Origin of the sequence: Streptomyces adustus (assembly GCF_009377175.1) — a bacterium.
GTDB lineage: Bacteria > Actinomycetota > Actinomycetes > Streptomycetales > Streptomycetaceae > Streptomyces > Streptomyces adustus.
The window spans coordinates 1-26,928 of record NZ_VJZD01000126.1; the positions used below are offsets into that span (position 1 = coordinate 1).

General features: G+C 73.1%; 20 protein-coding genes. 2 read left to right on the forward strand and 18 right to left on the reverse strand.

The window, feature by feature from the left end; translation table 11 throughout:
- The first annotated feature begins 263 nt into the window (after positions 1-263).
- Positions 264-2,231, forward strand: coding sequence for an N-acetylmuramoyl-L-alanine amidase (locus FNH09_RS26920; RefSeq protein ID WP_152892452.1), 1,968 nt, complete (start codon positions 264-266; stop codon positions 2,229-2,231).
- 83 nt (positions 2,232-2,314) lie between these two features.
- Here FNH09_RS26920 and FNH09_RS26925 read toward each other — a convergent pair whose 3' ends face one another.
- The 8 genes from FNH09_RS26925 to FNH09_RS26960 all read right to left on the reverse strand — a co-directional run bounded on the left by FNH09_RS26925 (position 2,315) and on the right by FNH09_RS26960 (position 12,523).
- Positions 2,315-2,812 (reverse strand): hypothetical protein, encoded by a 498-nt coding sequence (locus FNH09_RS26925; RefSeq protein WP_152892453.1) that lies wholly within the window; start codon positions 2,810-2,812, stop codon positions 2,315-2,317.
- A 788-nt stretch (positions 2,813-3,600) separates the two neighbouring features.
- A complete protein-coding gene (locus FNH09_RS26930; RefSeq protein ID WP_152892454.1) occupies positions 3,601-6,492 on the reverse strand; it encodes an ATP-binding protein in 2,892 nt (963 codons plus the stop codon).
- 531 nt (positions 6,493-7,023) lie between these two features.
- Entirely contained in the window at positions 7,024-7,923 is a 900-nt protein-coding gene (locus FNH09_RS26935) for a universal stress protein (RefSeq protein WP_152892455.1), read from the reverse strand.
- 129 nt (positions 7,924-8,052) lie between these two features.
- Positions 8,053-8,295 (reverse strand): DUF397 domain-containing protein, encoded by a 243-nt coding sequence (locus FNH09_RS26940; RefSeq protein ID WP_162469155.1) that lies wholly within the window; start codon positions 8,293-8,295, stop codon positions 8,053-8,055.
- A 119-nt stretch (positions 8,296-8,414) separates the two neighbouring features.
- Complete coding sequence (locus tag FNH09_RS26945) at positions 8,415-9,581, reverse strand: thiolase domain-containing protein (protein ID WP_152892456.1); 1,167 nt, start codon at positions 9,579-9,581, stop codon at positions 8,415-8,417.
- Entirely contained in the window at positions 9,578-10,648 is a 1,071-nt protein-coding gene (locus tag FNH09_RS26950; protein ID WP_162469156.1) for a thiolase domain-containing protein, read from the reverse strand. Before FNH09_RS26950 ends, FNH09_RS26945 begins: the two co-directional genes overlap by 4 nt.
- On the reverse strand, positions 10,645-11,598 hold the full coding sequence (locus FNH09_RS26955) for a Zn-ribbon domain-containing OB-fold protein (protein WP_152892457.1): 954 nt from the start codon (positions 11,596-11,598) through the stop codon (positions 10,645-10,647). Before FNH09_RS26955 ends, FNH09_RS26950 begins: the two co-directional genes overlap by 4 nt.
- Positions 11,599-11,722: 124 nt before the next feature.
- A complete protein-coding gene (locus FNH09_RS26960; RefSeq protein ID WP_152892458.1) occupies positions 11,723-12,523 on the reverse strand; it encodes a crotonase/enoyl-CoA hydratase family protein in 801 nt (266 codons plus the stop codon).
- A 175-nt stretch (positions 12,524-12,698) separates the two neighbouring features.
- Between FNH09_RS26960 and FNH09_RS26965 the strand changes: the two genes are divergently transcribed.
- Positions 12,699-14,324, forward strand: a complete 1,626-nt coding sequence (locus FNH09_RS26965) for an AMP-binding protein (protein ID WP_162469157.1) — start codon at positions 12,699-12,701, stop codon at positions 14,322-14,324.
- A 10-nt stretch (positions 14,325-14,334) separates the two neighbouring features.
- Here the strand turns inward: FNH09_RS26965 and FNH09_RS26970 are convergent, their stop codons facing one another.
- The 10 genes from FNH09_RS26970 to FNH09_RS27020 form a co-directional block, all read right to left on the reverse strand.
- The gene (locus FNH09_RS26970) at positions 14,335-15,216 is read right to left on the reverse strand and encodes an alpha/beta fold hydrolase (RefSeq protein ID WP_152892460.1); all 882 of its coding nucleotides are present in this window, start codon (positions 15,214-15,216) and stop codon (positions 14,335-14,337) included.
- 85 nt (positions 15,217-15,301) lie between these two features.
- On the reverse strand, positions 15,302-16,057 hold the full coding sequence (locus tag FNH09_RS26975; RefSeq protein ID WP_238427131.1) for an SMI1/KNR4 family protein: 756 nt from the start codon (positions 16,055-16,057) through the stop codon (positions 15,302-15,304).
- A complete protein-coding gene (locus FNH09_RS26980; RefSeq protein ID WP_338017696.1) occupies positions 16,038-16,817 on the reverse strand; it encodes a nucleotidyltransferase domain-containing protein in 780 nt (259 codons plus the stop codon). The genes FNH09_RS26975 and FNH09_RS26980 overlap by 20 nt, the downstream gene beginning before the upstream one ends.
- Before the next feature lie 181 nt (positions 16,818-16,998).
- Positions 16,999-18,819, reverse strand: coding sequence for a hypothetical protein (locus FNH09_RS26985; protein WP_162469158.1), 1,821 nt, complete (start codon positions 18,817-18,819; stop codon positions 16,999-17,001).
- Between the two features lie 131 nt (positions 18,820-18,950).
- Complete coding sequence (locus FNH09_RS26990) at positions 18,951-20,453, reverse strand: acyl-CoA synthetase (RefSeq protein ID WP_152892462.1); 1,503 nt, start codon at positions 20,451-20,453, stop codon at positions 18,951-18,953.
- Between the two features lie 183 nt (positions 20,454-20,636).
- The gene (locus FNH09_RS27000; protein ID WP_152892463.1) at positions 20,637-22,187 is read right to left on the reverse strand and encodes an acyl-CoA synthetase; all 1,551 of its coding nucleotides are present in this window, start codon (positions 22,185-22,187) and stop codon (positions 20,637-20,639) included.
- Positions 22,184-23,296 (reverse strand): NAD(P)H-dependent flavin oxidoreductase, encoded by a 1,113-nt coding sequence (locus FNH09_RS27005; protein ID WP_152892464.1) that lies wholly within the window; start codon positions 23,294-23,296, stop codon positions 22,184-22,186. The genes FNH09_RS27000 and FNH09_RS27005 overlap by 4 nt, the downstream gene beginning before the upstream one ends.
- A gap of 88 nt (positions 23,297-23,384) precedes the next feature.
- The gene (locus FNH09_RS27010; RefSeq protein WP_152892466.1) at positions 23,385-24,023 is read right to left on the reverse strand and encodes a GNAT family N-acetyltransferase; all 639 of its coding nucleotides are present in this window, start codon (positions 24,021-24,023) and stop codon (positions 23,385-23,387) included.
- Positions 24,024-24,118: 95 nt separating this feature from the next.
- A complete protein-coding gene (locus tag FNH09_RS27015) occupies positions 24,119-25,699 on the reverse strand; it encodes a phytoene desaturase family protein (protein WP_152892468.1) in 1,581 nt (526 codons plus the stop codon).
- Between the two features lie 52 nt (positions 25,700-25,751).
- Positions 25,752-26,928, reverse strand: a 1,177-nt coding sequence (locus tag FNH09_RS27020) for a tetratricopeptide repeat protein (RefSeq protein WP_152892470.1), incomplete at its 5' end; no start/stop codon positions are given.

Sequence of the window (26,928 nt, forward strand, 5' to 3'; positions counted from 1 at the left end):
CGCCCACTCCCTCCTCGCGCCTCCTGCGCTGCCTCCCCGGTGCGCGTTCCGGCGGCCGTCACCGGCCGCCCGACACGGCCATTGGTGTACTCCACTGACGCCCCGCAGGCCCGTGAGCCGCCGCCACGAAACTCGCCGCGCGCGCTGCTGACATGGGAAATCGCCTCCCTCTGGGCATGATTGACGGATCGTCGGATAGCCGATAGCACTGACACGCCCGGCCCCGCACGGCTCATCGCGCCCGATCGCCCCAGGAGGCTGCCTTGCCCGCACACGCGACCGCCCCCGACCGAACCACCGGGCGCAGACCCGGCCGCGCAGTCGCGGGAACCGTGGCCTGCGCGGCCCTGCTGCTGCCGCTGCTCGGCGCCGCCCCGCCCGTCGGCGACACCGACTCCACGGCCCGCCTCCAGCAGGCGTTCGCCGACGCGGCCGCCACCTACCACGTACCGCAGAGCGTCCTGCTCGGCGTCTCCTACCTCCAGTCCCGCTGGGACACGCACGACGGAGCGCCGAGCGTCACCGGCGGCTACGGCCCCATGCATCTCACGGACGCCCGCACCGCCCTCGCGCAGGCGTCGCACCACGGCGACGGCACGGAGGACGCGCGCGGCGACAGCGCCCGCCCCGCCCTGGTGCGCACCGCCGAGGTGCCGACCGACGCGCAGCTCCCCGACCGCCTCAGGACGCTGCCGAAGGCCGCCGAGCTGACCGGCCTGAGCGCCGAGGCCCTGCGCAGGGACCCCGCCGCCAATGTGGCGGGCGGCGCCGCGCTGCTCGCCGCCGCCCAGCGAGGCCTGGGCGAGCCGCTGAGCGCCGATCCGGCCGAATGGTACGGGGCGGTCGCCCGGTTCTCCGGCGCGGACGACACCGCCACGGCGGCGGCGTACGCGAACGACGTGTACGACGTGCTGCACACCGGCGAGAAGCGCACCACCGACGCCGGCCAGCAGGTCGCCCTGATCGCGCAACCGGACCTCGCCCCCGACACCGGGCAGCTGGCCCGCACGGGCCTGCGCACGGTCTCCGCCGACGGCACGGAGTGCCCGAAGACGGTGTCCTGCGAGTGGATCCCGGCGCCGTACGCGGAGTTCGGCGAAAACGACTACGGCAACCACGACCTGGGCGACCGCCCGGCGTCGCAGAGCATCAGGTACATCGTCATCCACGACACCGAGGGCGCCTGGGACGGGACCATCAGCCTCGTCCAGGACCCGACCTATGTGTCGTGGAACTACACGCTGCGCTCCACCGACGGCCACATCGCCCAGCACGTGAAGGCGAAGGACGTGGCCTGGCACGCGGGCAACTGGTACATCAACGCGAAGTCGATCGGCCTGGAGCACGAGGGCTTCCTCGCCGCGCCGGACACCTGGTACACGGAGGCCATGTACCGCTCGTCGGCGCGCCTGGTGAAGTACCTCGCCACGAAGTACGGCATCCCGCTGGACCGGCAGCACATCCTCGGTCACGACACCGTGCCCGGCCCGACCACGGCGACCGTGCCCGGCATGCACACCGACCCCGGGCCGTACTGGGACTGGCGCCACTACTTCGAGCTCCTTGACCACCCCTTCAAGCGCACCGCGAAGAAGGACGGGGGCCTGGTGACGATCCTGCCCCGCTACTCGGCCAACCAGCCGGTGTACACGGGCTGTGTGACCAAGGGCGTGCCGTGCGACGCCCACGGCTCCAGTGCGGTGCGGCTGTACTCCGACCACGACACGAACTCGGCGCTGATCAAGGACATCGGTCTGGGGACGGCACCGACCGACAACGTGAACGACCTGTCCTCGCGGGCGTCGACCGGTCAGCGGTACGCGGTCGCCGACCACTGGGGCGACTGGACGGCGATCTGGTTCCTGGGCCAGAAGGCCTGGTTCCAGAACCCGAAGAAGCAGCCGACCGCGGTGGACGCGTCCGGGCTCGTGATCACGCCGAAGGCGGGCCTCGACAGCATCCCCGTCTACGGGCGTGCCTACCCGGAGAAGGAGGCCTACCCGGCGGGGGTCCCGGCCCAGACGGTGTCACCGCTGCCGTACCGGATCCCGGCGGGCCAGCGGTACGCGGTCGGCGAGAAGGTGCCGGGCGAGTACTACTACGCGGTCACCTTCGCCACCGACTCGCACAAGGTGGTCGTCGGCACGGACCAGTACTACGAGATCCAGTACGGCCACCGGGTGGAGTTCGTGCGCGCCGCGGACGTCGACGCCGTACCGTCGTCCCACTGACGGGGCCGGGGCCTGACCGGTGCCGGTCGTGACCGGTGCCGGTCGGCCCTGTCGAGGCCCTGGCGTGTCGGCCCCCGTGTGGGTCAGGCTTGCTGGAAAAGTTCCGCCGGGAGCGGCTTCAGCAGGGCGTACAGGTCGTCGGTGATGGGGCGGTCCCAGGCCGCGATGGTCACCAGGACGTTGTCGCTGCGGTCGAACTGCACGCAGGAGATCCGGCCCTCGGACAGCTTCAGCCGACGCACGATCAGCAGGTTGTCGCCCTGCATCACGGGCATGTCCTCGGTGCCGACGACGGTCACCTCCTCGTCGTTCTCCAGCGCCAGCAGGAGCTGGGCCACCTCGAAGGGGATCTCGCCCTCGGCGACCTCGCGGGCCGGGGAGCCCTCGGGGAGATTGCCGATGATCATGGCAGGGCCGCGGCCGCCGAAGAGGTCGTAGCGCAGGAAGACACCCTGGCAGCTGCCGTCGGGGGCGGGCAGCAGGCCCGCGCCCAGATTGCCGGGCCAGTCGCCCGGGTCCATGGCCAGAACGTCGAAGTCTGGCCCGGCGGGGGTGGCGCTGCGGCGGCGGAGGAACGACATGCGGCCATGGTACGTGCCCGCGCGTGTTCGGCGACGTGTGGGCGGACCGTTCTTCCTGGCGGCGCCGCGGTCCGCGCGGGCGCGCGGGGCTCGGCGGGGCCGCCGACGGCCGGGCGGCCGCGCCGCCGGGGTCGGCCACCCGTGCGGCCGCCGGGGCCCACGGATCTCCGCCCACCGTGATCCGTTCGGGTACCGCAGGGACCACGGACGCCACCCGACCTCGCGTCAGCCGGTTCCAGGGCGTGATCCCGGGCCTGGTCCCGGCCGCGCCGACGACCGATCTCCCGGCCGATCTCCCGGCAGGTCTCTCGCCCGGTTTCCCGACCTTGTTCCCGGTCGCTGTCCCGGCCTGTTCCCGGTCGCTGTCCCGGCCTGTTCCCGGCCGGTCTCCCCACCCGTCCCACGGCAGGTCTCTCGCGCGGTTTCCCCGCCTGCTCCCGGCCGCTCTCCCGGCTTGTTCCCGGTCGCTCTCCCGGCTTGTTCCCGGCCGGTCTCCCCACCCGTCCCACGGCAGGTCTCTCGCGCGGTTTCCCCGCCTGTTCCCGGCCGCTCTCCGGGCCTGTTCCCGGCCGGTCCGGCGACCGATCTCCCGACCTGTCTCTCGCTCGGCGTCCCAGCCTGCTACCGGCCCTCCCGGCCAGTTCCCGGCCGGTCCATCGACGTGTCTTCCGCCCGATTTCCCGGTCGGTGGCTCCGTCCGTCCGCTCCCGCGTCGGTGTCCGCCCTGGTCACGCGACTGGTCCCCCGGTCGGTCTCCGGCCGGTACACGCTCTCCGTCCCGGCCGGCCTCAGTCCGGAAGGTGGTCGGCCAGGGCCGTCGGCAGGCCCGTACGGTCTGTGCCGATCTTGCGGCAGACCGCCGAGAGCAGACGTACGACGGTCGGCTCGTCGGTGTCCAGTTCACCGGCGATCTCGGCGTCGCTGCGCCCCCGCGCCGCCAGCCCGGCCGCCGTGCGCTCGCGCGCGGTGAGCGTGTCGGTCTCGTCGGTGTGCAGTCGGCGCGGGCGCAGCCCGGCGGCGGCCAGTCCGTCACGGGCGGCCCGCACGAGTCCGTCGGCACCGCACTGCGCCGCGGTCTCCAGACCCCGGTAGAGGTGGTCGGCGGCCTCCTCGGCACGGCCGGCGCGGTGCAGTTCGGTGCCCAGGGAGACCAACGCGCAGGCGAGCTCGTAGGCGGCCGGGGAGCGCTCCAGCTGGGAGACGGACTCCTCCAGGTACTTGATGCGGACGGAGCCCGAGGAGACCTCGGCGGCGGTACGCAGTGCCTGGCCGATCGTCGAGGGAGCACCGAACTGGCGGGCGCGGGCGAGCGCTTCGTGAGCGATGGCCGCGGCCCGCTCGGGGTCGTCGTGGGCCACGGCGCGGGCGAGATGGAGCTGCCAGGGACACCAGGCGGGGTTGCGGATGCCGCGTGGGTCGAGGCGGCGGCCCGCGGCGGACAGCTCGGCCGCCGCCTCCTCGGTCAGACCGCGGGCGAGCAACAGCTCGCCGTGCACGGTCTGGGCGTCGGGGAAGACGACGGCCGCCGGGAAGGGCGCGGAGAAACAGTGGTGGTCGGCGATCTCCGCGGCCTCGGCGACCCGGCCCCGGGCGATCAGCACCTCGATGAGGGTGCCGACCGCGTACCAGTGGGCGGGGGTGCCGGGACCGACGCGTTCGGCCAGCCGCAGCCCGGCGCGGACGAAGTCCTCGGCCTCGGCGAGCCGGCCGCGCCGGTAACGGACGTAGGCGAGGATCGTGTAGGCGAAGGACAGGTGGGCGCCGCGCCAGCCCTGGCGTTCGAACTCGGCGATGCCGGCGGCGAAGAGTTCCTCGGTGCGGCCCGGACGGTCGGCGTACATGAAGGCGACGGCGACCAGGACGGGCACCTCGAAGCCGCGGTCGGGCTCGGCCCAGCCGAGGCCGCCGGCGAGGGCGCGTTCGGCGTGGTGGAAGGCGACCTGGGCGGGCTCGCCGCGCTGGATGGCGTCCCAGGTGCGCAGGCCGATGATGTACCGCTCGGTGAGGTCACGGCCCTTGAGCCGGTCGGCGAGCCGGGCGAGGCGGCGGGAGCGGGCGGGGTGGTCGGGTTCGTCGGCGCGGAAGGCGTTCCACATGAACTCCTCGGAGGCCATGCGCAGTTTCACCCGGGCGTCGTCGGTGACGCGGATCGCGCCGGCCAGGGTGTCGCAGGCCTCGGCGAGCCGGTCGCTGTGGGCGAGGACCTGGGAGAGGCGGTAGACGATGTGGTGGCGCAGTTCGGGGTCGGCGATGGGCTCTTCGAGGGCGGCGCGCAGATGGTTGACGGTGGTCGCCGGTTCGGTGAGCAGGGAGGCGCAGCCCAGCTCGTACAGGATGGCGGCCCGGTCGGCGGGGGCCGGGGGTTCGCGCAGGGCGCGGGCCAGGTAGCTGCGGGCGGCGTCGGGGGCTCCGGCCCTGAGGGTCTCTCCGGCGGCGGCGCGCAGCTGCTGGACGACCCAGGGGTCGCCCTCGGGGTGGGTCTCCAGGAGGTGGCGGGCGGCGGCCGCGGGGCCGAGTCCGGCGTCGACGACGCACCAGGCGGCCTGGCCGTGCAGGGCGACCCGGAAACTGGCCGAGATGCTGCGGTAGACGGCGGTGGCGATGAGCGGGTGGACGAACTCCAGGGTGCTCTCGCCGGTCAGGACACGGGCGCCGCGCAGGGCGTCGGCGGCGTCGGCTGCCTCCTCGTGGCCGAGTCCGGCGACGGCGGCGGCGAGGTCCAGGGGGATCTCGGTGCCGAGCACCGCGCACGCCCAGGCGAAGCGGACGGTGGAGCTGCCGAGCCGTTCGATACGGGAGATCAGACCGCTGCCCTTGGCGGCGGCCGCGAGGTCGCGCAGCAGATGGGCGCCGTCCTCGGTCGGGTTGAGCCCACGGTCGCGCACCTTGGCGGTCAGCTCGACGGTCTCGAACGGGTTGCCCGCGGTGACGGCCCAGCACTCGCGGCAGAACGCGTCGTCGGCGTGGCCGCCGACCGCCTCGCGGACCAGGCCGGCGACGGCGGCGGCGCTTAGCGGCTCCAGGTCGAGCGGGCGTCCGCCCGCGCGTCCGGGCAGTCGGCGGAAGGACTCCGCGTGCTCGGGGAGTTCGTCGGGCCGGTAGGCGACGACGACCAGGAGCGGGAGTTCCTCGGCACGCGGGGCGAACGCGGCCAGCCAGCCCAGGGATTCGGGGTCGGCCCAGTGCGCGTCGTCGAGCAGGAGGACCATCGGGGCGCGCTGGACGGAGAGGTGGGTGAGCACCCAGTCCAGCCCGTCGCGCAGCCCCTGGAGGTCGGGCGGGGCGCCCTCGGTGGGGGCGCAGATGCCGAGCGCGGGTCCGACGATGTCGTACCAACTGCCCAGCGAGGAACGCAGTTCGGTCTCCGAGGAGCCCGCGAACTGCGGCTGGAGCAGTTGCCGGGCGACGTGGAAGGCGACGCGCTGTTCCTGGTCGCCGCCACGCGCGGAGAGCACGGTGCAGCCGCGGGCGACGGCTCGGCGGCGGACCTCGGCGAGGAGGGTGGTCTTGCCGATGCCCGCGTGTCCGGCGAAAGCGAGCAGCGCGCCGCGCGGCCGGTCGGACGGCTCGGCTCCGTCCGCACGCAGGCCGGTCAGCTCCCCCAACGCCTCCTCGACGGCGGCGAGTTCGCTCTCACGCTCGAAGAGGGTCCTTCTGCCGCGTGCGAAGTACTGCCCCATGGTGCACCCCCTGTCACGATGATCCACCCGCGCGGGGAGCGGGCGCGCACCGTGACCTACAGGCAGCTCAGCGTACGCCTTGTGGGGCGGGTACGACCCGCCCTTGGGCATTACCCGTGCGAGCCGTCGCGGACTCCCGTCGGTGTCGCGCGGGACGGTGTAAGGACGCTGCACAACTGCGGCCCGATCGGCTCGTTCGAGCCACGGTACGCCCGGCGCGGCGGCCGCCGGGGGAGACCGCCCGGGAAGGGCGTCGCGGGAGGTCGCGCACGGCGTGCGGGCTAGGCCGGACGGCGCGCACCGGGCGGAGCCGACCGCCGGGCCGACATCCGGAAGGGTCGGCACCGGGCGCCGGACCGACACCCGTACGGGGCGGGGCGAACGTCAGCCCGACACCCGTACGGGGGAAGATCGAGCGTACGTTCGCATCGAGCCCCTGCGAGGCCGCCCGCAGTAGCGGTCCCAGGACCGGCCGCAGGACCGGTCTGCGGGTTGGCCTCGCCCGTCGGACCGAGGGGAGGCCGCCCCGCGTCACTCCTCCGCGGGCGCGGGTGGCACCACCGCGATGGGGCTCGCCGCGTGCAGCAGGACGGCGTGGGTGACGGAGCCCAGCAGGTGGGCAGGCGCGAGCAGACGGCGGCGGTGGCGGCCCACGACCACGAGATCGGCGCCCTTGGAGGCCGCGACGAGGTGCCCCGCCGCGTCGCCGGGCGGCACGTACGCCTCGGCCCCGACATCGGGATGCCGTTCGCGGTGCGGGGCGAGGAAGCCCTCCGCGAGGGCGCGCGTCTCGCTCTCGACCGCCTCCTGGTCGACCACCGGCGGAAGGATCTCGCCGGGCGTCCCCCAGATCTGGATCGGCCATGCGTATGCGGCGACCACCTGGAGGCGGGCCGCGCGCCGCGCCGCCTCGGCGAAGGCGAAGGCGAGGGTGGCGTCGTCGGGGCCGTCCACGTTCAGGCCGACCACCACGCGGGGCCCGGGTGCGGTCGGCGGCGCGTCGTCGACCTTGCGGTCGGGCCGGGGCACCACGACGACCGGGCAGGCGGCGTCCCGGGCGGCGGCCAGCCCGTTGGAGCCGAGCAGCAGGCTGGCGAAGCCGCCGCGGCCCCGGGAGCCGAGCACCAGGAGCTGGGCGGTCGAGCCCAGTTCGGGCAGCGTGGCGCCGGTGGCGCCGTCGACGGCGACGTACTCCGTCTCCGGCAGGTCGGAGCGCCCGGCCAGGAGCTCCCGGACCTGGCTCAGAACGGGGTCCTCCGCCGTCGGCGGTGCGGCCACCGGGACGGCGGCCGGCACCCAGGCGGCGAACTCCCGCACATGGACCACCCGCAGCGGTGCCGCACGTCCGCGGGCCGTGTCGAGGGCCCACTCCAGGGCACGCATGCTGTCGTCCGAGCCGTCGACCGCCGCGATGACCGGCAGGGCGCTCATGGTTCCTCACCTCCGGAATACGACCTTCCCGTTCCTGGGGTCAGCCTGGCTCAGGCATCGGCCCCAGGACGGCGTACCAGGTCGCGTGTCCGGAAATACGGGTGCGACACGCCCGGATCGGCCCGCGGATCAGGTGAGGTCGAACTCCCCTTCCCGCGCGCCGGACACGAACGCGCCCCACTCCGCCGGTGTGAAGATCAGGGAAGGGCTCTCCGGGCGGCCGCTGTTGCGCATGGCGATGAATCCCTCGACAAATGCGATCTGAACATCCCCTCGGCCTCGGCTGCTGGACTGCCACTCGGCTTTGCTGAGGTCCAGCTCCGGCTTGTCCCAGCCCGCGAGCGGCTGCATCTGGATGGTGCTCTCGGCCACGTCCGTGCTCCTCCCGATTCGTCGTCCGCGGGCCAGCCTAGCGACCGGTTCCCACGGCCGACAGGCCACGTGAGAGGGACCTTCGGGACGCCTGTCGCCCAGTGCCCGCGGGCCCGTTCTCAGGCGTCCGGGGGTTGCGCCCCCACCAGCCACATGGAGAAGAACTGCGATCCGCCGCCGTAGGCGTGTCCGAGCACTCTGCGGGCCCGGTCCACCTGGTGTTCCCCGGCCTGTCCCCGCACCTGGAGGGCCGCCTCGGCAAAGCGGATCATGCCGGAGGCGCCGATGGGGTTGGCGGACAGCACCCCGCCCGACATGTTCACCGGAAGGTCGCCGTCCAGTTCGGTCACGCCCGCTTCGGTGAGCTTCCAGCCGCCGCCCTCCTCGGCGAAGCCGAGGTTCTCCAGCCACATGGGCTCGTACCAGGAGAACGGTACGTACATCTCGACCGCGTCGATGTCGCGCCGCGGGTCGGCGATGCCGGCCTGTCGGTACACGTCGGCGGCGCAGTCGCGGCCGGCCCGCGGGGAGACGAAGTCCTTGCCTGCGAAGAGGGTGGGCTCGCTGCGCATGGCGCCGCCGAGCATCCAGGCGGGCGGGCGGGGCGCGCGGGCCGCGCCGGCCCGGTCGGTGAGGACCATGGCGCAGGCGCCGTCGGAGGACGGGCAGGTCTCCGAGTAGCGGACGGGGTCCCAGAGCATCGGCGAGGCCTGGACCTTCGCCAGTGTGATGTCGTGCTCGTGCAGATGGGCGTAGGGGTTCTTCAGCGCGTTGCGCCGGTCCTTGTAGGCGACCAGGGAGCCGACCGTGTCGGGGGCTCCGCTGCGGCGCATGTACGCCCGTACGTGCGGTGCGAAGAACCCGCCCGCCCCGGCCAGCAGCGGCTGCTGGAAGGGGATCGGCAGGGACAGCCCCCACATGGCGTTCGACTCGGACTGCTTCTCGAAGGCCAGGGTGAGCACGGTGCCGTGCACGCGGGCCGCGACCAGGTTCGCGGCCACCAGCGCCGTGGAACCGCCGACGGAGCCGGCCGTGTGCACCCGCAGCATCGGCTTGCCGACCGCGCCGAGCGCGTCGGCGAGGTACAGCTCGGGCATCATCACGCCCTCGAAGAAGTCGGGCGCCTTGCCGATGACGACGGCGTCGATGTCGGCCCAGGTCAGCTCGGCGTCGGCGAGGGCCCGCAGGGCGGCCTCGCGGACCAGTCCGGCGATCGACACGTCCCGGCGGGCCGCCACGTGCTTGGTCTGGCCGATCCCGACGACGGCCACGGGCTCCTTGCTCATCGCGGATCCCCTTCGAGTACGGCGACCAGGTTCTGTTGCAGACAGGGGCCGGAGGTGGCGTGGGCGAGCGCCCGGTCGGACTCGCCCCGGTGGACGGCGGCGGCGGCCTCGCCGATGCGGACGAGTCCGGCGGCCATCATCGGGTTGGCGGCGAGCGCCCCGCCGGAGGGGTTGACGCGTACCCGGTCATCGAGCCGCAGCGCCTTGCGCAGCACCACCTCCTGCGAGGTGAACGGGGCGTGCAACTCCGCGGTGTCGACGGGGGCATCGAAGGCCCCGGCGTGTTCGGCGGCGAGCCGGGCGGAGGGCGAGTCGGTCAGGTCGCGCACGCCCAGGCCGTGTGCCTCGATGCGGTGGTCGATGCCGCGGATCCAGGCGGGCCGCGCGCACAGCTGCCGGGCCCGCTCCCCCGCCGCGAGGATCACGGCGGCGGCGCCGTCCCCGACGGGCGGGCAGTCCCCGGCGCGCAGCGGGCGTACCGCGTGCTCGCCGTGCGGCACCGGGCCGCGCAGCTGGGCGTGCGGGTTGGTGTCGGCGGCGGTCCTGTTGCGCGCGGCGACGGCGGCGAGCGCGGACTCGTCGGTGTCCCCCGCGTCGATGAGGGCCTGCGCCTGGAGCGCGGCCAGGGCCACGGAGTCCGGCCACAGCGGCGCGACGTAGTACGGATCGAGCTGCCGGGTCAGCACATCGCGCAGCGAGCCGGGCGAGGACTTGCCGTACGCGTAGACCAGGGCGGTGTCGGCGTCCCCGGAGAGCAGCTTGGTCCACGCCTCGTACAGGGCCCACGCGCCGTCCGTCTCGACGTGCGACTCGGAGATCGGGGGCCAGGCGCCGACGCCGTCGAGGGCGAGGGTGAAGGAGAAGGCGCGGCCGGCCAGGTAGTCGCAGGAGCCGGAGCAGGTGAAGCCGATGTCGGCGGTCTTCAGGCCGGTCCGGTCCAGCACCTCGTGCAGGACGGGCATGAGCATCTCCACCTCGGAGAGCTCGTCGGTGGTGCGCCGGTGGTCGGTCTGGGCGAAGGCGACGACGGCGATCTCGCGGCCTCGCGGCCCTGGTGCGCGCGTCACAGCAGCTCCTTGTAGGTGTCGTAGTCCGCGTCGGGTTCGCCGGTGGGCCGGTAGTGGTCGGGGAAGCGGGCGCCGGACGTCCACACCGGTTCGACGCGCAGGCCCATGCGCACCTGGTCGTAGGGGATGCCGCCGACGCGGCCGTGCAGCGCGAGGTCGGCGCCGTCGAGGGCGATGTGGGCGTAGACGTAGGGGACTTCGATGTCGAGGTTCTTGGCCTTGATGTTGACGATGCAGAAGGTGGTGACCGTGCCGCGCGGGCCGACCTCGACCCGTTCGGCGGTGGCGACGCCGCAGGTGGGGCAGGCGCCGCGGGGCGGGACGTACACCTTCCGGCAGGACGGGCAGCGCTCGCCGACGGTCCGCCGCCCGCCGAGCGCGTCGAGGTAGGCGGACTGGGCGCGGCCCGGCGTGTAGGTGTAGTCGAGGCGGGCGGGCGCGACGATGCCGGTGACCGCGTCCGCGAACTCGCCCGTGTGCGGCGCCGGTTGCGCGCTCGCTTCCTCGGCGGGGCCGTCGTACGGCTCGAAGCAGGCGATGTCGGTGATGGCGCCGGTGCGTTCGGCGGCCCAGCGGACCCGGACCCGCATGCCGGTGCGCACGCCGTCCGGGCCGGGGGCGTCGAGGGCGTGCAGCAGGGCGGTGTCGGCGCCGTCCAGGCGCACCAGGACCCAGGCGAAGGGCGTGGCGAGGGGCTGGCCGCGGCGGGGTTCGTGGTTCCAGGCCCAGGTGGTGACCGTGCCGGTGGCGCCGACCTCGACGAGGTCGCGTATCTCGTCGGCGGTGACGGGGTCGTACTCGACGGGCGGCACCAGGACGCGGCCGTCGACCGTGCGCACCCCGAGGACCACGCGTTCGCGCAGTCCGGTCAGGAAGGCGCTCTGCACCGGGCCGAGGGAGCGGGTGAAGGGGAACTCGACGGCGAGCGGGGCTTTGAGGACTTCGGGCATGGCGGCTCTCTCTCCTCGGCGGGGTCGGGCACGCGGGACGGGCGCGGGTCAGGCGCCCTGTTGGGGTCCACGGTTGGGGTCCACGGTTGGGGCGCACGGCTGGGGCGCACGGGACGGGCGCTGGTCAGGCGCGCTTGTAGACGGGCGGCCGTTTCTCCGCGAAGGCACGGGCGCCTTCCTTGGCGTCGGCGGTGTCGAACACCGGCCAGCCGCGCTTGAGTTCGGCCGCGAGCCCGTCCGCCTCGGTCATCTCGGCGGTCTCGTACACCGAGGCCTTGACGGCCTCCACGGCCAGCGGGCCGCAGGCGTTGACCAGTTCGGCGATCTCCAGGGCCTTCGCCAGGGCCGTGCCGTCGGGGACGACGTGTCCGATCAGGCCGATCCCGGCCGCCTCCCGGGCGGTGTAGGGGCGGCCGGTGAGCAGCATCTCCAGGGCGTGGGTGCGCGGGATCTGCCGTTGCAGCCGGACCGTGGAGCCGCCGATCGGGAACAGGCCCCGCCTGACCTCGAAGAGCCCGAAGGTCGCGGACTCGCCGGCCACCCGGATGTCGGTGCCCTGGAGGATCTCCGTGCCGCCCGCGACGCAGTAGCCCTCGACGGCCGCGATCACCGGCTTGCGCGGGCGGTGGTGGCGCAGCATCGCCTTCCAGTGCAGATCGGGGTCGGCGGTGAGCCGGTCGCGGTGGCGCTCGCCGTCCATCCCCTGCCCGGCCAGGGCCTTCAGGTCCATCCCGGCGCAGAAGTCGCCGCCCGCGCCGGTGAGCACGACCGAGCGGACGGTGTCGTCCTCGTCGGCCTCGACCCAGCCGTCGTACAGACCGACGAGCATCCCCAGCGAGAGCGCGTTCCTGGCGTCCGGCCGGTTGAGCGTGAGCACGAGTGTGGCGCCCTCGCGCCGCACGGTGAGGTGTTCCGTCCCACCCATCGCCCATCTCCCCTCTCTAGAACGAGAACAGGTTGCAGGAGCGGAGGAGGCACTTCAAGGGTTTTCTGACAGGTAGTCAGATTTCTTGGCGCGAGCCCTTCCCTGTTGCCCCGCCCTTTGCTCTGATGACCGGCGAACCGTCGGATGCCAGACACCCCCGGGGTCAGGAGGAACGGTGGAGTACAACCTTGCCGACCTGTTCGAGTCGGTCGTCGACGTGGTGCCGGACCGCGAGGCACTGGTGTACATCGACCACCCCGGCACGGGCGCGGAACGCCGGCTGACCTATGCGGAGCTGGACGCGGCGGCCAACCGGATCGCCCACCATCTCGTCGCCGCCGGGATCCGCCCCGGCGAGCACCTCGGGCTGCATCTCTACAACGGCGTCGAGTACCTCCAGACGGTGATCGGGTGCCTCAAGGCGCGGATCGTGCCGGTGAACGTCAACTACCGGTACGTGGAGGAGGAACTGACCTACCTCTACCGGGACGCCGACCTGGTGGCGCTGGTCTTCGACGCGGAGTTCGCCGACCGGGTGGCGGCGGCGCTGCCCCGGGCGCCGAAGCTGCGGCACCTGCTGCGGGTCGGGACGCCGGCCGACGGAACGCCCGGAACGGGTCCGGCGGCCGTGCCGTTCGGCGAGGCGGAGGCCGCGGGCGACCCCGGCCGCGGGTTTCCCGCCCGGTCGGGCGACGACCAGTTCATCATCTACACCGGCGGCACCACGGGCCTGCCCAAGGGCGTGATGTGGCGTCAGGAGGACCTGTTCTTCGCCGGGCTCGGCGGCGGGGCGCCGACCGGCGAGCCGGTGCGCGCACCGCACGAGCTCGCGGAGCGTGTCGCGGCGGGCGGCGCGGGCATCACGTTCTTCCCCACCCCGCCGCTCATGCACGGCACCTCCACCCTGACCGCGTTCATCGGCTTCAACTTCGGCCAACGCATCGTGCTGCACCGCAAGTTCGTACCCGAGGAGGTGCTGCGGACGGTCGAGCGGGAGCGGGTCACCAGCATGTCGCTGGTCGGCGACGCGATGCTGCGCCCGCTCATCGACGCGCTCGCCGGTCCCCTGAAGGGCACGGACTGTTCGGCGCTGTTCAGCGTGTCCTCGTCGGGTGCGATCATGTCGGACACCGTGCGCAGGCAGTTCTCCGAGCTGGTCCCGAACGCCATGCTGCTGAACAACTTCGGCTCCTCCGAGTCCGGCTTCAACGGGACGGCGACGGCGGACTCGGGACCCGAGCGCGGCTTCCGCATCCGCGTCAACTCCCGTACCCAGGTGGTCGATCCGGCGACGTACGAGCCGATCGCCGTCGGTGACATCGGCCGGGTCGCCCAGTGCGGGCACGTCCCGCTCGGCTACTACAACGACCCGCGGAAAACCGCCGAGACCTTCTTCGAGAAGGACGGCGAGCGGTGGGTGCTCCTTGGCGACATGGCGACCGTCGACGAGGAGGGCGTGGTCACGGTGCTCGGCCGCGGCTCGCAGTGCATCAACACCGGCGGCGAGAAGGTGTATCCGGAGGAGGTCGAGCAGGCGCTGAAGTCCCACCCCGACGTCTACGACGCGCTGGTGGCCGGGGTGCCGGACGTGCGCTGGGGCAACCATGTCGCGGCCGTGGTACAGCTGCGCGCGGGCGCCCGGCGGCCGTCCCTGGAGGACATCCAGACCCACTGCCGCGCCCACCTCGCCGGGTACAAGATCCCACGCCAACTGGTGATCACCGACACCGTCCGCCGCTCCCCGAGCGGCAAGGCGGACTACCGGTGGGCCCGCGAGGTGGCGGTGGCGGAGGACCGGTGAGGCCCCCTGGTCATCGGCTCGGCCGCGTCGGCGCTCCAGCGGCACGACGGCCGTCGAGGAACTCCGTGACCCGGCCCGTGAACCACTCCGGGTCGTCCAGCCACGGATAGTGCCCGGCGCCCGGCTGGACGGCGAACTCGGCGTCCACGAAGGCCTCGGCGGTCTCCCGGGCGAGCTCGGGGCAGGGGCCGCCGTCGACCTCTCCGGCGAGAACCAGGACGGACGCGGCGACCCGGCCGAGCGCCCGCCGGGTGGCGACCGGGTCGAAGACTCCCTCGGAGAAGTAGACGTCCCCGGCAGCGTCGTTCACCTGATCGTCCAGCGCGGCCACATGGGCACGGGCGGTGTCGTCCCAGCGTCCGTAGAAGAACCCGGCGAACGCCGTCAGGTCCTCGTCGGCCGCCTCGTCGCCCCCGAGCCATGCCTCGAACAACGGGTACGCCCGGGCGAACCACGGTTCGTCCTTGCGCAGCCGGGCCGCGGCCAGGCGGTGCTCGACGGTCGCCGGCCGCCCCAGTGCCCATGGTGTGGCTGTGACGAGCACGAGCCGCGCCACCCGTTGGGGGTACCGGCCCGCGTACAGCATCGCCAGGCTGCCGCCCGCCGAGTGGGCCAGCACGTCCATCCGCTCCAGCCCCAGACGGACCCGGAGCGCCTCCACGTCGTCCACGAGCCGGTCGCAGCGGTAGGCCGCAGGGTCCGCCGGCGCCGCGGAGTCTCCGGTACCGCGCAGATCGAGCAGGATCAGACGGCGGTGCTCGGTCAGCCCGCCGAGGTCGCCGAGGTACCGGGACTCCCGCATCGGCCCGCCGGGCAGCACGACGAGCGGCTCGCCCTCACCCCTTACGTGGTAGGCGAGTTCGGTCCCGTCGGGCGCGGCGAAGGTCGGCATGGCCGGAATCCTCACCCGGTGCGGCCGCCGGGCGCAACGGCTTTCCCGACCCGCGCCCCCCGGCGAACCCGATGCGCCGACGAGCTCACCTCGGTCTCGCAAGGCCGAGTTCTTCTGCCCGGACATCGCCGAACTCCGCCCAGTCCCAGAGCCATTGCCGCAGTGACGCGACTGCGCGACGAATGCCGTCGTGGGGACCCTCGCCCCTGCCCGGTGCCCAGCCGTCCGCGTCGACGAGCAGTACGGGGTTGTCGGCTGCCAGGAGCGAGACGTGCCACTCCACCGTGCAGCCGGCGTCCGCGAGATACAGCCATGACGCCGGGAGCCCGGCCCTGCGGCCGCGCTCGTGTTCCTGGACCGCGCAGGGCCAGTCCGTCAGGTGACCTGGTGCCCGCCGGACCGAAGTGAGAGATGCCAGGCCGGTGTCGGGCCCGAAGCCCCCGTCGCCGACCTCGGTATAGACGCGTCGCAGGAGTTCCGGCAGCGGGCGCCCGATGGTGCGCTCCGCACTCTCGATCTCCCGTGGTGTCGCCGGCGGGAACAGCGGCCCGCGCGGAGCATCCGCGAAGTAGCCCGACACCTCCTCGGTCTGTGCCTTGAGCCCGATCGTCCGGTGGCTGTTGCAGGGGACGCGCTGCCTGTGGACGCGCTCCAGATGTCTTCTGCCGAACTGCTCCTCGATCCACGCCAGGGGGACTTCCGCGGTGTCGAACCGCAGGCCCGGGTTCCATGCACGGGCACGCAGCTTCTCGATCAGCACGTCGTCGCCCTCGACGGTACGGGCGTCGGCACGATGTCTGGTCCGCTGTGGCCGGAACGCGTCATGGGCGGGGGTCGTCATGCGCCGGGAGCCTACTGGTGTGGACGACCTGCCCGATCGCTGATCTGAGGAAGGCGAGTGTCAGTTCTGCCCGGCGGGCGGTCCACTCCTCTGTCGCTGGGTCGGGCACGCCGTAGCGACGCTGTCTGATGTCGTCCACGACAGCGGTGGGAGCGCCCAGTTCGGTGAGTACGCCGAGGGCATCGGCCTTGGTGATCAGTCTTCCGTCCCGCAGCGTCGCTGTTGCTCTGGCCAGAGTCAGCAGGCCCAGGTCGATCCAGATGTCGCGCATCCACCACTCCGGGTGGTCCAGGGCCGGCAGCCAGAAGCTTTTCAGGTCCTCGACGATGAAATCGGCGAGTTGCCCGTCGGTCACCGGTGGCAGGAGGTCCGCAGGTGGCTGACCGTATATGACGAGTCCGAACTCGTGAAGTTCCCGCCTGGTCACCGGTGTGACGGGCCGATGCATCAGCTCCTCGTGTGCCCACGTCAGGTGGGGGTGTGCCGGGTCATCCAACTCGGCGACCACGGGATAGCCGCAATGCAGCTTCGACGCGAGGGGGATGGCATCGACCAGGTTCTGGTGCACCTCGCCGAGTTGCTGTTTCTCCGCTGCCGTACAGGGCCGGTCCACGACCGCGATCAGGTCGAGGTCGCTACGGCCCGGCTGGTAGTCGCCGCCGGCGAGTGACCCGTGCGCCCATACCGAGACCAGCGGCACGAGTGGCCGGAGCGCTCCGACGAAGCGCTCGACGAGTTGCCCGGTGTTCTGATCCGTCATGGGGAAAGTCTGGGGCCGCATGCCTCACTCTGCCGAGCATCGTGAGCGTGCTGTACGCCTGATCGCGGAGATCCGTTCCAGGCCGGTGGGCTTCCCTGACCGCGCACGGCGACCAACCACGAAACCCACCACGTCAAGTCCCGGATGGGCGGCACTGCCCGATGAAGCCGTGAGCAGTCGGTCAGACGCCGTCGGGCCAGGGGTACCCGAGTTCTTCGGCACGCTGACGGCTGCCGCCGCACACCCGTGCGTAGGACTTCGGGTCCTCTTCGGCCAGCCGGCGCAGCGCGGCGGCGGCCTGTGCCTCGGGCGGGGTGCCGTCGTCCGGGACGACCCAGCGGAACTGAAGCGGGCTGTCGGCTCGTTCCGGTCGGCCGGCCGCCTGCCCCGGCACGTACCAGAAGGTGACCACGGCGGTGTCGGGGTCGTCGAAGCCGCTGCTGATCCAACCGCGGCTCGCATCCCATCGGCTCAGCAGGTCCGGTTCCTCGATCAGCCCCGTCTTGATCAGGCGGGCGACGGTGCGGGCCCGCCAGGACCAGGCGCAGTCGGTCTCCGCCCTGGCGATCTCCGTGTCGTAGGCGGAGGCGTCGAACCGGTGGGCGGACGGTTCGGCCGCGGGCTCACGGGAGCCCGTCATGGTCTGCCGCCAGTTCTCCCAGACCACTTGGTCCGCGTCTCGCCGGATGGTGACGTAGAGCGCGCCGCAGCACCCCTCCGTGCAGTCGGCCTCCGCGAGCTGCACTTCTCGTGGTTCCTCCCCCGCCCGCAGCCGGCCTTCGTCCAGCAGATGGTCGGGGCTGTGGGCGGGGCCACGGCCGAACAGGGCCGGGACGACCGGACGGCCGTCGATGAGCACACGTGTCTCGACACGTTCCCGGTCCGCGGGGTCACCGGTCACCACCTCGATGCGGAACTTGTCGGGCGTGGCCGGGTGCCTGAACGGCTGTCGTCCGGTGCGGCGGATCCAGTCGACTCGCCGCCGCTGCACGGCCTCACCGCCGCTGGCACCCGCCGACGTCCATCGGGGCTCGGCCAGCAGCCGTCCGAGCGATTCCAGCAGTGCCGCGCGCCGCCCGGGCGGCCAGTCCAGCAGCACGCCGGTGCCGCTGCTCAGGTCCTGTGCGAGCGACAGCAGCATGGCTGCGTTGTCGAGGGTGGGCGGCAGCTGACCGGCTCGGCCGACGACGCTGTCGTACACGCGGAGCGCGTCGCGGTAGGCGAGGAGGTCGGTCGGGTCGTCGCGTGAGCTCCCCATCCGGACGAGCAGCCGGCCCGCTTGGGCGAGCAGGCGGGTGTCGGTGGGGTGCCGGTCGAGCAGGCCTGACAGCTGGGAAGCCTCCGCGATCCGGCGGGCGGCCGCGCTGCCGACGAAGGGCAGTGCGTCAGGCAGCGCGATCAGCTCCGGTCGCACGGCCTGCCGGTCGCCTGTCCACAGCGCGCGGACGAGCGGTTGCAGTTCGTCACGGCTGGCGCGGACCGCGAGCCACAGGACAGCGGCAGAGCGGCGATCGAGGATGTCGAGCACGTTGACCGCCGGGCCGGTGAGCTCACGCAACAGGCCGAGAACGGAGAGATACGGGACGTCCTCGGACTCGCCGAAACGGCCCAGCAGGGCGATGCCCGCGGTGACGGTGAGCACCGTCGTACCGGTGCGGGTCAGCCGCCGTGCCAGGCTGCGGGCCGCATCGGCCTGTTCGGCCGGCAGAGGCAGCCCGACCACGGCGGACTTGATCAGGTGTCTGTGGCGATCCCGAATGCCGAGCCGTTCGAAGCGGCGGTGCAGGGTGGCGGGGTCGTCCGGAAGTGGGCGGAGTGCTCCCCGGATGGCACGCAGCGCCTCTTCCCGGGAGAGCGGGTCCTCACCCGGTGCGGTCTTCCGGGGCAGGGAGTAGCCGCGCCGGGGCGGGACTCCGTCGGTGGACGCGCGCAGCAGATGCAGGACACGGTCGTGCAGGGCGGTCGGCGGAGTGAGCGCGTCGCGCTCTTCCCGGGCGCTCACCGGGTGGAGTGGAACTCGATTCCGTAGGTCATGTGCGAAGCCTGCCAGCCGGTCGGCACCCTGTCGAAGGAATTGATGAGGCTCTGGCAGGCTCCCTCGGGAGCACGCTCCCCGGTCGCCCGCCGCTCGGCTCACGGACGGTCACTGAACCGGTCCCGTAGCTCGCGCTTGAGGATCTTTCCGCTGGCGTTGCGTGGCAGGGTGTCGACGAACAGCACCCGCTTGGGGGCCTTGAAGGGGGCGAGCTTCTCGCGGGCGTGGGCGATGAGTTCGGCCTCGGTGGCCTCGCCGCGCGGCACCACTATCGCGGTGACCGCCTCGATCCAGCGTTCGTCGGGCAGGCCGACGACGGCGACCTCGGCGACGGCGTCGTGGGTGTACAGCGCGTCCTCGACCTGCCGTGAGGCGACCAGTACGCCACCGGAGTTGATGACGTCCTTGACCCGGTCGACGACCGTGAAGAAGCCGTGGGCGTCGCGTACCGCGAGGTCGCCGGAGTGGAACCAGCCGTCGCGGAAGGCCTCGGCGGTCTCCTCGGGCTTGTCCCAGTAGCCCTCGCACAGCTGCGGGGAACGGTAGACGATCTCTCCGGGCGTGCCGTCGGGCACGTCCTTGCCGTCCTCGTCGACGACGCGGGCGTCCACGAAGAGGACCGTACGGCCGCAGGAGTCCATCCGGCCCTTGTGCTCGTCCGGGGCGAGGACGGTGGCCAGGGGGCCGATCTCGCTCTGGCCGAAGCAGTTGTAGAAGCCCAGCTTCGGCAGGCGTTCGCGCAGCCGCTCCAGGACCGGGACGGGCATGATCGACGCCCCGTAGTAGGCCTTGCGCAGACCGTCGAGGTCGCGGGTGGCGAAGTCGGGGCGGTTGGCCAGGCCGATCCACACCGTCGGCGGCGCGAACAGGCTGTCCGCGCGGCCCGACTCGATCAGGTCGAACAGCTCGTCGCCGTCAGGCGCGTCGAGGATGACGTTGGTCGCGCCGACCGCCAGGTAGGGCAGCAGGAACACGTGCATCTGGGCCGAGTGGTAGAGCGGCAGGGAGTGCACCGGGCGGTCGCCCGCGCTCAGGTCGAGGGCGGTGATCGCGCTCAGGTACTCGTGCACCAGCGCCCGATGGGTCATCATCGCGCCCTTGGGCAGCGCCGTCGTCCCCGAGGTGTAGAGCAGCTGCACCAGGTCCTCGCCGCGGGGCTCGGGCCCGTCGTACGGCGTCGCCGTGGCCAGCCGGGCCAGCAGGGAGTCGTCGGTGTCGCGCAGCGGCAGGGTGCGCAGGTCCGAGGGCAGGCGGTCGGCCAGGTCCGGGTCCGTGAGGACCAGGGCGCTGCCCGACTGGCGGACGATGTAGGCGAGGTCGTCGCCGGTCAGGTTCTGGTTGACCGGTACGTGCACCAGGCCCGCGCGGGCGCAGGCGAGGAAGGCGATCAGGTAGGCGTCGGAGTTGTGGCCGTAGGCGCCGACCCGGTCGCCCGGGGCGAGGCCCTGGTCGAGCAGCACGCTCGCCGCGCGGGAGACGGCCGTGTCGAGTTCCTCGTAGGTCCAGGTGCGGTCGCGGTAGTCCACCGCGACGCGCGCCGGGGTGCGACGGGCGCTGCGCCGCACCACTCCGTCGACCGTGCTCCCATGTCCAGGCGTCATGGGACCTGATCCTCGGCCCGGCGGAGGAGGAGGTCAAGCGCCGGGTCGAGCGCCGGATCACGACAGGCTCCCGGACCCGCGGTCCGTGGCCGGGGCCGTGGCCGGGGCCGTGGCCGGGACCGTGGCCGGGACCGTGGCCGGGACCGTGGCCGGGGCCCGGACCGTGGCCGGGGCCGGGGCCGGTCACAGCTTCTTGGCGTGGCCTTCCCAGTACGGGTCCCGCAGCCGTCGCTTGTAGAGCTTGCCGTTGGGGTCGCGCGGCATCTCGGCGACGAAGTCGACGGTCTTCGGGCGTTTGTACCCGGCGAGCCGCGCGGCGCAGTGGTCGAGGAGCGCGGCCGCGAGGTCGGGGCCGGCCTCGTGGCCCGGGGCCGGTTCGACGACGGCCTTGACCTCCTCGCCCCAGTCGTCGTGCGGGATGCCGAAGGCGGCGGCGTCGGCGACGGCGGGGTGCGCGAGAAGGGCGGACTCGATCTCGGCCGGGTAGATGTTGACCCCGCCCGAGATGATCATGTCGATCTTGCGGTCGCGGAGGAAGAGATAGCCGTCCTCGTCGAGGTAGCCGAGGTCGCCGACGGTGAAGAAGTCCCCGATGCGGTTCTTGCGCGTCTTGGCCTCGTCCTTGTGGTAGGCGAAGCCGCCGGTGTTCATCTTCAGGTAGACAGTGCCGAGTTCGCCGGGCGGCAGCCGGTTGCCGTCGTCGTCGAAGACCGCGAGTTCGCTGATCGGCCAGGCCTTGCCGACGGTCCCGGGCTTCTTCAGCCAGTCCTCGGCGGTGGCGAAGGCGCCGCCGCCCTCGCTGGCCGCGTAGTACTCCTCCACCGCGTGCCCCCACCAGTCGATCATCGCGCGCTTGACGTGGTCGGGGCAGGGCGCGGCGCCGTGGATGGCGTGTCGCATGGTGGAGACGTCGTACGACCGTCGGACCGGCTCGGGCAGCGCGAGCAGCCGGTGGAACTGGGTCGGGACCATGTGGGTGTGGGTGCAGCGGTGGGTGTCGATGAGGCGCAGCATCTCCTCGGGCGTCCACTTGTCCATCAGCACCAGCCGGTGGCCGATGTGCAGGGAGGCGCCCGCGAACTGGAGGACGGCCGTGTGGTACAGCGGCGAGCAGACGAGGTGGACGTTGTCGTCGTGCGGCCGGATGCCGAAGATGCCGAGGAAACCGCCGAGGTAGGACTCCTCGGGGAGCTTGCCGGGCAGCGGGCGCCTGATGCCGCGGGGGCGTCCTGTGGTGCCCGAGGTGTAGTTCATGACCCAGCCGAGAGTGCGGTCCGTGGGCGCCGACTCCGGCTGTCCGTCGAGGAGTTCGGCGTACGGGCGGAAGCCCTCGACCGTGCCGACGGCGTACCGGCCCTCGGCCGGCAGCCCTGCCTCGTCGGCGGCCTGCCGGGCGGGGCCGGCGAACCGTTCGTGGGTGATGAGGACCTTGGCGCCGGAGTCGGCGACGATCCAGGCGATCTCGGGTGCGACGAAGTGGTGGTTGACCGGGACGAGGTAGAACCCGGCCTGGGAGGCGGCGAGGTAGGCCGCGAAGAACTCGGCCGAATTGGGCAGGACGACCGCGAAGGAGTCGCCGCGTTCGAGTCCGGCCGCGCGCAGGCCATGCACGAGCCGGTTGGCGGCGGCGTGCAGGCGCCCGGCGGTCCACTCCTCGCCGTCGGCGGCGACGAGGACGACGCGGTCGGGGTCTGCGGTGGCCTGGGCCCAGAATCCGACGGGAGGTGTGCTCATGACCGGCCGCTCCTTCCGGCGATGCGGTTGATGCGCTCCACGGCCCGTTCGAAGCCGCGGGTGAGGTCGTCGAGGACGGCCTGGACGCTGCGTTCGCTGTTCATGCGGCCGACGATCTGGCCGACGGGCGTGCCGAGCAGCGGGTCGATCTCGTACTTCTGGATGCGGGAGACGGCCTCGGCGACGAGCAGTCCCTGGAGGGGCATGGGGAGAGTGCCGGGTCCGTCGGGGGCGTCCCAGGCGTCGGTCCATTCGGTACGGAGCTGGCGGGCCGGTTTCCCGGTCAGGGCGCGGGAGCGGACGGTGTCGCCGGAGCCTGCGGCCAGCAGTTTGCGGGTGAGGGCGGGCGAGGTGAGGTCCGCCTCGGTCGTGGTGAGCCACAGGGACCCCAGCCACACCCCCTGGGCGCCGAGCGCGAACGCGGCGGCGGCCTGCTCGCCGCTGCCGATGCCGCCCGCGGCCAGCACGGGCAGCGGGGCGACGGCCTCGACGACCTCGGGGGTCAGCACCATGGTGGCGATCTCCCCGGTGTGGCCACCGGCCTCGTACCCCTGCGCGACGACGATGTCGATGCCCGCCTCCTGGTGCTTGCGCGCGTGCCGGGCGCTGCCGGCCAGCGCGGCGACGAGCACGTCCCGGTCGTGGGCGCGGGACACGACGTCGGCGGGCGGTGAGCCGAGGGCGTTGGCGAGCAGCCTGATCGGGTAGTCGAAGGCGACGTCGAGCTGGGTGCGGGCGACCTGTTCCATCCAGCCGGTGATCCGCCAGCCGGACGGCTCGCCCGGGGCCAGCTCGGGCACGCCGTACTTGGCGAGGGTGTCCGTGACGAACCGGCGGTGCCCCTCGGGGATCATCGCCTCGACGTCGGCCTCGGTGACGCCCTCGACCTTCTTGGCGGGCATGACGACGTCCAGGCCGTAGGGCCGGCCGCCGATGTGGGCCTCGATCCAGTCGAGGTCGCGCTTGAGGTCGTCCGGGGCGGTGTAACGGACCGCGCCGAGCACCCCGAAGCCGCCGGCCCTGCTGATGGCCGCGGCGACCGCGGGGAACGGCGTGAAGCCGAAGACGGCGTGCTCGACTCCCAGTTTCCTGCTCAGCTCCGTCTGCATGGGCGCAGGATGCCGCAGCCGCCCTGCCGACGGAAGAGTTTTTCTGATGCTCCGTCAGATCTCTGTCGGATCCCTGCCTGATTTCTCGTCAGGTTTCTCGGTCCCCTCGCCGGTCCGCCTTTCGGCCTTCTTGCCGCGCCGCTTCCCGGTCCTCCTGCTGGGCCGCGCGTACGACCGTGTGCAGATGGCCGGCGAGCGGGAAGGCGGGCGGGGCCGCGGGCAGCAGTCCGGTGAGGGCGAACCCGGTCTTCTCGGCGACTCGGCAGGAGGCGGTGTTGTCCTGCTGGTGGAGGAGTTCGAGCCGGGTCAGCCCGTCCTCGGCGAAGGCGGCGAACGCCCAGTCCACCAGCGCGTCCAGGGCCCGGGGCGCCACGCCCCGGCCCCGGGCGTGCCCCGCGGTCCAGTAGCCGACCTCGGCACCGGGCGCGCCGGCCACGGGCCGCTTGAGCACGACATGGCCCGCGAGCGCGCCTTCGGTGCCGTCCGGCCGGCGCTCGACGACGGCGAACGCGAAGCGCTCCCCCGTCGCCCGTCCGCGCTCCTGCTCGCGCACCCAGCCCGCCGCGCTCGCCTCGTCGTCCACCGCGCCGCCGGTCCAGCGGCGCAGTACCGCGTCCCGGTACGTCTCGACCAGGGCGGGCGCGTCGGTCGCGGTCCAGGGGCGCAGCAGGAGCGCGGGGCCCGTGGGGCCGGCGGCCGCCTCCAGTCGTAAGGCTGTCAGGTCCATCCGCCGACCGTAGGCCCTGTCGTCAAATTCCCGTCGTCGCCCGGAAGGCGTGGGACAGACGGGAATTCGACGACAGGGCCTAGAGCCGGGGGCGGTCAGTCGGCCTCCTCCTCCAGTACGGCCATCGCCGCGTTGTGTCCGGGCACCCCGCTGACCCCGCCGCCGCGCACCGCGCCGGCCCCGCAGAGCAGCACGTTGGCGTGCCGGGTCGCCACGCCCCAGCGGCCGGTGCCCTCGTCGGCGTACGGCCAGGACAGGTCGCGGTGGAAGATGTTGCCCCCGGGCAGCCGCAGGTCGCGCTCCAGGTCGAGCGGGGTCTTCGCCTCCAGGCACGGACGTCCGTCGGCGTCGACGGCGAGGCAGTCGGCGAGCGGCTCGTCGAGGTGCGCGTCGAGCTGGGCCAGCGTCGACCCCAGCAGCTCCGCCCGCACGGCGTCGTTGTCCTGTGCGAACAGGCGGGCCGGGGTGTGCAGGCCGAAGAGGGTGAGGGTCTGGTAGCCCTGCCGGACCAGGTCCGGGCCGAGGATCGTCGGGTCGGTGAGGGAGTGGCAGTAGATCTCGGAGGGTGGGGAGGTGGGCAGTTCGCCCGCGGCGGCCTGGGCGTGCGCGGCGGCCAGTTGCTCGTAGCCCTCGGCGATGTGGAAGGTGCCGGCGAACGCCTCGCGCGGGTCGACGGACCTGTCCCGCAGCCTCGGCAGCCGCTTGAGCAGCATGTTCACCTTCAGCTGTGCGCCCTCGGCGGGGGGCGGCGGGGGGTCGCCGGTGAGGGCCGCGAGGGCCTGCGGGGAGGCGTTGACCAGGACGTGCCGAGCCTCGGCGACCCCCTCGCCGTCCGCCGTGCGGTAGGTGACCTCGGCCGTCCGGCCGTCCGTGGCGATCCGCAGCGCCTCGTGCCCGGTCGCCAGGACGGCGCCGGCCTGGCGGGCGGCCGCGGCCAGCGCGTCGGTCAGGGCGCCCATGCCGCCCACGGGTACGTCCCAGGCTCCGGTGCCGCCGCCGATGACGTGGTAGAGGAAGCAGCGGTTCTGCTTCAGCGTGGGGTCGTGGGCGTCGGCGAAGGTGCCGATGAGCGCGTCGGTCAGGACGACCCCGCGGACCAGGTCGTCGGCGAAGTGCTTCTCGACGGCGACCCCGATGGGCTCCTCGAACAGCATCCGCCAGGCGTCCTCGTCGTCGACCCGGCGGCGCAGTTCCTCGCGGGTGGGCAGCGGGCCGGTCAGGGTCGGGAAGACCCGCTCGGCGACGCGGCCCGTCATGGCGTAGAAGCGCCGCCAGGCCTCGTACTCGCGCGGGCCGCCGGTCAGCCGGGCGAAGGCCTCGCGGTTGCGCCGTTCGCCGCCGCCGACGAGCAGCCCGGTGGGCCGTCCGTCGCGTTCGACGGGGGTGTACGAGGAGATGGTCCGCCCGCGTACCCGGAAGTCCAGGCCCAGATCGCGCACGATCTTCTTCGGCAGCAGGCTGACCAGATAGGAGTAGCGCGAGAGCCGGGCGTCGACGCCGGTGAACGGGCGGGTGGAGACGGCGGCGCCGCCGGTGCGCTCCAGTCGCTCAAGCACCAGCACGGACCGTCCGGCCCGGGCCAGATAGGCCGCGGCGACCAGGCCGTTGTGTCCTCCGCCGACGATCACGGCGTCGTAACCGCGCCGTCCGCTGTGATGTCCCTCGAGAGCAGGCATGATCCCAGGAAACACGAGGTGATCCCGGTCGGCCAGAGGGCGGACGCCTGGGTCAGCGACCCTCCGAGGCCTGTTGCTGACGCAGCACCGCGACCCTCCGGTACAGCTCCACCGCCTCCGCGGAGCGTCCGAGCTGCTCCAGGCAGTGGGCCTCGTCGTTGCGGCTGGCGAGGGTGTCGGGATGGTCCGCGCCGAGGACGCGCTCGCGGGCCGACGCCACCTGCCGGTACTCGGCCAGCGCGTCCGGCCAGCGGCCGAGCCAGCCCAGGCCCACGGCGACCTCGCGACGGCTGACCAGGGTGTCGGGGTGATCCGGGCCCAGCGTGCGCTCGCGGATCGCGCACACGTCCCGGGCCTCGGCGAGGGCCTCCTCCCAGCGGCCGAGACGGCCCAGGTTGACGCCCAGGCCGTGGCGGGCGCGAAGGGTCTCGGCGTGGGTGGGGCCGTGCACCCGGGTGCGGTCCTCGGCGAGGTCGCGGTAGAGGGCGAGCGCCTCCGCGCCGCGGCCCAGCCGGCCGAGGCTGATGCCGATCTCGTGCCGGGCGGCGAGGGTGTCGGCGTGGTCGGGACCGAGCGCCCTGGCACGGGCCTCGGCGATCTCGCGGTACTGCTGGAGCGCCTCCGGCCAGCGGCCGAGCTGGCCGAGCGCGTAGGCGACCTCGTAGCGGGTCACCAGGGTGTCCGGGTGGTCGGGGCCGAGCACCCGGGCGCGGGCAGCGGCGACCTCGTGGGCCATGCGGTAGGAGTCCTGCGGACGGCCGAGCCGGCTGAGGTTGAAGGCGAGGTTGTGGCGGCAGCGCAGGGTGTCGGGGTGGTCCGGGCCCATGATGTGCTCCCGGGCGGCGAGCACCGCGCGGTAGACCTGGTGCGCGTCGAAGTGCCGGCCCAGCTGTCCGAGGACGTAGGCCATCTCCTGGCGCACGGCGAGCGAGTCGGGATGGTCGGCGCCCAGCGCCCGGGTGCGGGCCGCGGCGACCTGCTTGTACACGTGCAACGCGTCGGCGGCGCGGCCGGTGCGGCTGAGGGCGAAGGCGAGCTCGTAGCGGCTGGCGAGGGTGTCGGGGTGGTCCGCGCCGAGGAGTCGTTCACGTTCGGCGGCGACCGCGCGGTGCAGCTCGCCGGCCTCGGTCCAGCGGCCGAGGCGGCCCAGGCCGAGCCCGGTGCCGTGGCGCCCGGTGAGGGCGGTGAGGGCCTCACGGTCCGCGACGGGCGACGCTTCGGGCCGGGGC